Annotated in this window: 5 protein-coding genes and 1 pseudogene; 4 read left to right on the plus strand and 2 right to left on the minus strand. The window is 56.5% G+C overall.

Annotation, left to right across the window (positions count from 1 at the left end; translation table 11 throughout):
* Positions 1-274: 274 nt before the first annotated feature.
* Entirely contained in the window at positions 275-2,101 is a 1,827-nt protein-coding gene (gene mnmG / locus ABX962_RS25185) for a tRNA uridine-5-carboxymethylaminomethyl(34) synthesis enzyme MnmG (RefSeq protein WP_372723422.1), read from the minus strand.
* Positions 2,102-2,205: 104 nt separating this feature from the next.
* Here mnmG and ABX962_RS25190 point away from each other — a divergent pair, with 104 nt between their 5' ends.
* From ABX962_RS25190 to ABX962_RS25205, 4 genes are all read left to right on the plus strand, one after another.
* Complete coding sequence (locus ABX962_RS25190; protein ID WP_372723424.1) at positions 2,206-4,752, plus strand: hypothetical protein; 2,547 nt, start codon at positions 2,206-2,208, stop codon at positions 4,750-4,752.
* 205 nt (positions 4,753-4,957) lie between these two features.
* Positions 4,958-6,004, plus strand: a complete 1,047-nt coding sequence (gene holA / locus ABX962_RS25195) for a DNA polymerase III subunit delta (RefSeq protein ID WP_372723426.1) — start codon at positions 4,958-4,960, stop codon at positions 6,002-6,004.
* A 135-nt stretch (positions 6,005-6,139) separates the two neighbouring features.
* On the plus strand, positions 6,140-6,400 hold the full coding sequence (locus ABX962_RS25200) for a hypothetical protein (protein WP_372723428.1): 261 nt from the start codon (positions 6,140-6,142) through the stop codon (positions 6,398-6,400).
* The gene (locus tag ABX962_RS25205) at positions 6,393-6,878 is read left to right on the plus strand and encodes a hypothetical protein (protein WP_372723430.1); all 486 of its coding nucleotides are present in this window, start codon (positions 6,393-6,395) and stop codon (positions 6,876-6,878) included. The genes ABX962_RS25200 and ABX962_RS25205 overlap by 8 nt, the downstream gene beginning before the upstream one ends.
* 14 nt (positions 6,879-6,892) lie before the next feature.
* Here the strand turns inward: ABX962_RS25205 and ABX962_RS25210 are convergent.
* Positions 6,893-7,349, minus strand: a pseudogene (locus ABX962_RS25210) (multidrug ABC transporter ATP-binding protein); the annotation flags it as partial.

Consider the following 7,349-nt stretch of genomic DNA (forward strand, 5'->3'; position numbering starts at 1 on the left):
GCAGCCTGAACGACGTCACGTCACCTAAACACAAATAATCCACAAGCCGATATTTAAGGCCTTGTTCATAAGAGCCATCGCTATCGGTCTGCCCGCACCCAGCAAATTACCGGATGCCGTTTTCGGAGCAGCGTAGCTACGGAATGCAAACACCGTAATTTGCCGTCTCTAAATGCTTCACAGCGCCCCTGATTGGGCGTTAGTGCCAGTTCCGTGCCGGAACCCTGGCTATCGCCAAAACGGCCAATTTACTGAAAGACACCTGCCTAACGGCTTAGCGTTTGCGTTCGAGGTGGGCGAGCACCAATGCTAGATCGGCTGGCGTGACGCCGCTGATCCGCTTTGCTTGATCGAGGTTCTGCGGTCGAACTCGATTTAGTTTCTCTCGTGCTTCTTGACGCAGCGGCCCGATGGCGTCGTAACTGAACGCTTGCGGAATCTGCTTGCCCGCCAAGCGGTGGTGCTTTTCGACCTCCATCTTTTGCCGCGTGATGTAGCCTTCGTATTTGATATCGTACAAACATTGCGTGGCGGCATCTTCGTCGATCTGGCGTAGTCCTTCGACTTGGCTACACATCACGTTCCAATCAACTTCGGGGCGACGCAGATAGACATCGCCGGGCGTGTTATCGACGCGCGAACTCTTCAAGAGCTCCATGCCTCGATCGATTTGTGACAACTTGTCGGCAAAACGATCACGACGCTGCGCATCAATCAACCCAAGCTCGTCGGCAACGGCGGTCAACCGGCGGTCGGCATTGTCTTGTCGCAACAGCAAACGATACTCCGCTCGGCTGGTGAACATACGGTAGGGTTCATCGGTTCCTGCGGTCACCAAATCGTCAACCAAAACGCCGATATAGGCTTGGTCACGAGTGGGTACCCATGGCGACTTGGAGGCGACTTTGCGGGCGGCGTTCAGCCCTGCGATCAAGCCTTGTCCCGCGGCCTCTTCGTAACCGGTGGTGCCGTTGATCTGCCCAGCCAAGAACAATCCTTCGACCGCCTTGCTTTCCAAATGCGGCCACAATTGCGTGGGCGGACAGAAGTCGTACTCGACGGCATAACCGTAACGCATAATTTGAGCGTTCTCGAGTCCTTTGATCATGCGGAACATCTGGTCTTGGACATCGCGTGGCAGACTGGTCGAGATTCCGTTGACATAAACCTCTTCGGTTTGACGCCCTTCGGGCTCGAGAAACAATTGATGCGAATCTTTGTCAGCAAATCGCACAACCTTGTCTTCGATCGAGGGACAATAGCGTGGCCCCCGCGAATTGATTTGACCGCTGTACATGGGCGCCCGATCCAAATTGGCACGGATCAATTCGTGCACCGCGTCGTTGGTGTAGGCAATATGGCAAGGCAATTGGTCACAATGAGCCAGCGAGCCGGTCATGAACGAAAAAGGCTGCGGATTGTCGTCACCCGGTTGCAATTCGAGTTGCGAGTAATCGATCGTTCGCGAGTTCAGCCGTGGCGGCGTTCCGGTCTTGAACCGCTGGACCTCGAAACCTAATCGGTTCAGTGCCCCGCTGATCCCGGTCGTGGTCCCCTCCCCTGCCCTGCCCCCGGACGTTTTGGCATCGCCAGTATGCATGATCGCTTTGAGGAAGGTGCCCGTGGTCAAAATCACGGTGGGAGCGAGGTACTCGGCATCGCCCACCACGCTGATTCCAACGACACGGGTTTTGCCATCGACGGTTTCGGTGATCAGATCCACGACGGTTTCTTGCCGCAGATGCAGATTGGGCTGCTGCTCGATCTGGCATTTGACGTGATTTTGGTACGCTTTTTTGTCCGCTTGAGCCCGTGGACTGTGCATCGCCGGGCCTTTTCGGCAGTTGAGTAGGCGAAATTGGATGCCGGTCGCATCGATCGCTCGGCCCATCAAACCGCCCAATGCATCGACTTCGCGGACAATCTGCCCCTTAGCGACACCCCCGATGGCGGGATTGCAAGACATCTGGCCTACGGTGTCCAGGTTGGTCGTCAATAATGCCGTTTTTGCTCCCAGACGAGCCGCAGCGGCCGCGGCTTCGGTGCCCGCATGACCGGCACCAATGACAATAACGTCATAAGAGTAAGAAGACTTTGTCATGGAATCAGGTCGCTGGGTGAATAGATCAAGAATGGAAGGGGAGCGAGTCGAACCGGAAGATAGGTAAGGACACCGTTTTCCGTGTTTAAGGGCTGATCGACAAGATGCATACCGCCAAGAAAGCCGTCGCCGCTGCGGTATTCGCGTTAAGCGGATCGGGATTTGCTATCACAGCACCGCAAGCTCATGCCAAATCGCCAGCTCTGAAAACGAGCAGCACTGAGCCCATCATATCAACAGAGTCAGGTTCTGCTAAAGGACTACCGCCAAGTTACGCGGTCTCGGCCGTTACCTCGGCCGCCGAACCGGTTGCCGTCCTCAATTCTCGCTCGTTCAAAATCCCCTTCAACGTGGACACGGCCGGGTCGCGTCCGGTGGAAGTGCGATTGTACGTCAATCGCGGAGGCAATTCGGGCTGGGAACACCTCGATTCGAAACCCCCAACGATCCGCGAGTTCGCGTTCTCGAGCGACGAAGATGGTGTTTTCCTGTTTGCCACTCAAACGCTCGATTCCAGTGGCGGTTCGCACCCGGCAGGCCCGATTCAACCGCAATTAAAAGTCGTCGTCGACACAACGGGCCCGCTGATGACGCTGCATGCCGACGGCGATGCCGATGGCACGGTTCGCTGCAGCATAAATATCGAAGACGCCACCGCGATTTCAGACCCCCGGATCTACTACGCCAGCGACGTCGAATCTCAATGGCGATTGATTCCGGTCCAACCCGCAGGGGAGGATCGTTCGTTTACGTTTGTTCCCAAAGAGGATTGGCGTCAACTATCGATTCATGTCACCGCCGTTGACGCGGCGGGCAACCAGACCGTCCAATTGAAGCGACTTCAGCGGCCTCGATTGGCGGCATTGCCTACCAATCGCTTTGCGGCCAGCGACAACGGTGTCAGCGAACCGCCCCACGCTGCTCCGTTTGCGAAACCGCAACTGAAAGCCATCTCGGTTCAACACCGAACGGCTTCGTCGCCCCCATCGTCAACCGACTTGTATATCCGTCCAGCCGAGAGCGACCCGACCAGCGGATCGAGCCCGATTATCAAACTGGATCGCAAAAAAACCGAATCCGACGTTCCTAAGATCGCCGCAAACTATGGATCGCTTCGCGGTGATTCCCCGCTGAACCAATTTCGTGGCCACGCGTCCGCGAGCGAAACCCAACACGCATTTGCCCAGACGCCGCTGACCGGAACACCACCTCGCCCACCGATTCAGCGGCGGATTATTCCGCCAGCGAACGTGCCTGTGCTGACCGCTCCCGCGGTGCCGCCCATTCCCGTTACGCCGGCTCGCGTCAGCACTCCGCCGAGCTTGCAAGCCCAACCAAGCCTGCAGCCCCGGCCAACTCGGCAAACGCAACCTGGCCTGCAAACGCAACCGGATCCGCCAGCCGCCTCTGGCTTTGTAATGCCACAAACCACTGCAGTGCCACGCAACCCGGTTCGCGGTCAAGTCGCGGGCCAAGTCGGAGCGGGCCAAGTCGGAGCGGGCCAAGTCGGAAACGCATTTCCGTTGCCACGCTATGCTCAGCGTCCGGGGATGATCGAGTTGCCTCAGCCCGCAACGCCCGAGCAGGTCAGCAGCGATTTTGGAACCGTCGATCGCAAAGCATCGCAACCAAAATCCAGCGGGGGTCCATCGCTGTTCGCTCCGGCAACCGGTGACGTGCCCGCACCGTCCCTTAGCGCGAGCTCGACAACGGCGACACGTCCGAAAACGCCAGCGGCCGCGATGCGTCCTATTACGAAGAGCGACTTGGCTAAGAGCGACCTCACCGCAAAGAATGAACGTCCGATACGCCCCGCTCCGCCTGAAAAACGTCCGGCGGCAGCGGTCGCCAAACGCGAGCAAGCTCCATCCAAACCGGTTGCCACCTCAACCCCCGAAAACGATCGATACAGTGCTCAACGCGCCTTGCAATCTCGCATCGATTCAGCGACGTTCGGAGGCCGTGTTCCCACTCGATTCAGCGACTCGAATCGATTCAGCTTGGAATATGAACTCGAAGCAGTTGGCATCATCGGGGTCGAATCGGTGGAACTGTATGGCAGCACCGACGGCGGGAAAAGTTGGAAGTTTTGGGGCCAAGACCCTGACAACGCCAGCCCCTTTGACATTGAAACGAAAGAAGAAGGCGTCTTTGGTTTTCGCATCGTCGTCGTCAGTTCCAACGGGCTGACCAGCCCGAGACCGCAAGCGGGTGAGAGTCCCGACATTGTCGTCGTCGTCGATCAGAGCAAACCGACGGTGCGAATCAGCGGGGCTCAGTATGGCGAAGGCGACCGCACGGGTTCGCTGGTGATTCGCTATGAATGTGACGACGCTAATCTGATGACTCGCCCGATCACGTTGTCGTTCAGCGACGATGTGGAAGGTCCGTGGACGACCATCGCCGCGGGGCTTCGTAACGACGGCGACTACGTTTGGCCCGCCGATCCTCAATTGCCACGCCAACTGTATCTACGCATCGATGCAACCGACAATGCGGGCAATATGGGAAGCTACGTGCTGGATCGCCCCATCGACACCCAGGGATTGGCCCCCCGCGCCCGGATCCGTGGTTTTCAGCCGATTAGCGGTTTCCCGATGCCAGAAGACAACGAGCACACTGCCGCTCGCAGCCAATCGACGTACAATTAGCGAGCAAACTTCTGCCACCGGTGGCATATGTTTTGAAGTTGCGCTATCATCGTTTTTCCCGGCGAATCACAACCCGAAGCGTCAGCGAGGGACCGAAGTAAGATCCATTTCCCCTCGCTGACGCTTCGGGTTGTGAAAAACTCGCAACTTCAAAAGGCGTTTGCGAAGCGTAGCCTCCACTCGAAACACTCGCTAAAAGTCTCTGATGGCGATTCTGAACGCCTTTGAAATGTTATCGAAGCCACCGGCGGAATTGCCCAGCGTGGCAGCCGTCTTTGGCCCCGATACCACGCTACGGACGTGGGTCATTTCGGCTTTGTCCTCCGATGGCGACGTCACCTCGTTCGATGGCGAAGCGGTACGCTGGTCGGATCTTCGTGACGATTTGGCAACCGCTTCACTGTTTGATTTCGATGGCAAACGAACGATCGTGATCCGCGACGCCGACAAATTCGTCTCGAACCATCGTCCCGAGCTGGAAAAGTATGCCGCCAATCCAGGCGAGTCCAACCGCTTCGTCATGGAGATGACGTCGCTCGCATCGAACACCAAACTGTACAAAGCGATTGCGGGCGACCATCTGGCAGTGGCCTGCAGCGCCAGCACCGACAAAAAGTTGGGAATCACCGCGGCCAATCGTCGCAAATTTTTGTGCAATTACGTCGCCAAGCGGCACGGCGCGACGCTGTCGGGTGAAGCGGCGGATGCACTGATCGAAATGCTGGGCGAAGAGATCGGGATGATCGAGACCGAGATCGCCAAGCTGGCACTCTACAAAGCTCCCGGCGAAACGATCGACGAACCGCTGGTACGCGAAGTGGTCGCAGGATGGCAAGGCAAAACGGTGTGGCAGATCACCGAAGCGATCGCAACGGGCAACGCCGCCGAAGCGCTACTGCAACTCGACAAACTGATGAGCGGCGGTCAGCGGCCGATCGCGTTGCTGCCCCAAATCGCTTGGTCGCTTCGACGCTTGGGAATGGCAACCGCGGTGGTCGAGCATCGTGAACGCGAAGGCCGCTCGGTGCAACTCGAGGACGCATTGGCATCGGCGGGCATCCACCGGCCCTCGGACATCCAGCAATCCAAAGCTCAACTACGAGGCCTCGGTCGCGCCCGCGGCAAACAGCTGTTGCCATGGCTACTGGACGCCGACCTGCGGCTCAAAGGAACGCACAGCGCCGATGGACGCGATCGATTCCTGCTTGAACATCTGGTCATGCGGTTAGCCAAAGCCGCTCCGCAAAAGTAGCAAAACTGCGGCTTGGATTTCAATACCGCGGATTTTTCCGCCATATTAAGTGAATCCGTAGAGTTCTACGATCGACTTGCTTAAAATTAGCGGGAATCAGCCCTACGCCTTTCCAGAAAAATGCTCAACTGACTGATGATCGAACCAACTTCCGACCACGTTTCGGCTGCAAATGAAAAAGCGAACGCTTGGCGTCGCAAGCAGATGCACGCACTGACACCGGAAGAGCGCTTAGCTCTATCTCACCAGCTTCAACAAGCCGCCATTGCAACGATGCGATCTAACCCGAAGGCAGTCGAAGCATTTATCAAACGCAACCACCATCAGCGACGAGCTTCAAATGTCAAGCGTTTAGAGATGGAGATGAAACACGAATGCGGTCTGCGCGATGAATGATGATTCGCCGCTACGCATTGCCGAAACAATGGCCACAGCAAACGTACCGTTCGTGATCATCGGTGGACACGCTGTCAACTACCACGGCTTCCCGCGAGCCACGCAAGATGTCGATATCATCTTCAAACGATCCGATGAAAGCGTGAAAGCACTTTATGAAGTGCTATCCAAACTAGAGGGATGTTGGATTAGCAATGAGCTGGACCCCGAAACGGGGATTGAGAAAACAGTTGCCATTACGCCCGAATACATTGCCCGCGAACACCTGATGATGCTCAGTACTAAACTGGGCTACCTCGACTTGTTTGATTTTATTCCAGGCCTACCGGGTGAACCCTTGGACGAGCTTTTCGCGACGGCTAAAACAATCGGTTCCCTGCGTTTCGCTAGCCTCCATTGGCTAAGAAGAATGAAGCAAGCAGCCGGGAGACCTCAAGACAAAATTGACCTTGAAAACCTTCCGTCAAGCGAGTCGTAATTGGTTGACCGTCTTTACATGCGGCGGCTGGTGCCTTTGGTCAGTGCCATAAACGCGGACTCGAGATCAAGCTCTTCTTCGCTGAACCGTTTCAGCGCGATCCCATTTTCGATGAGCAGTTTCGGTAGATCGCTGTAATCTTCCACACCTGCTTTTAGCACGATGCGGATCGCATCATCGCCTGGCTCGGTGCCCTGCACTTTCTCGTGCCCCTGCAGCAATTTTGCGACATCATCCATCTGCTCGCGTTGCCCCGTTTGAATCACCAACACGGTGTGTTCGCGAACCATCTTGATGACCTCGGTGACTTTGGCGTTCTGTTTCAATTCCCCACGATCGATGATCCCGACCTTGTTACAAACATCCGCCAGCTCGGGCAAAATGTGACTACTGACAATCACGGTTTTACCCATTTCCCCAAGCTTACGAAGCAGATTCCGCATCTCGATACGCGCTCGTGGATCGAGTCCC

The organism is Novipirellula sp. (assembly GCF_041583735.1).
Taxonomy (GTDB): Bacteria; Planctomycetota; Planctomycetia; order Pirellulales; family Pirellulaceae; genus Novipirellula.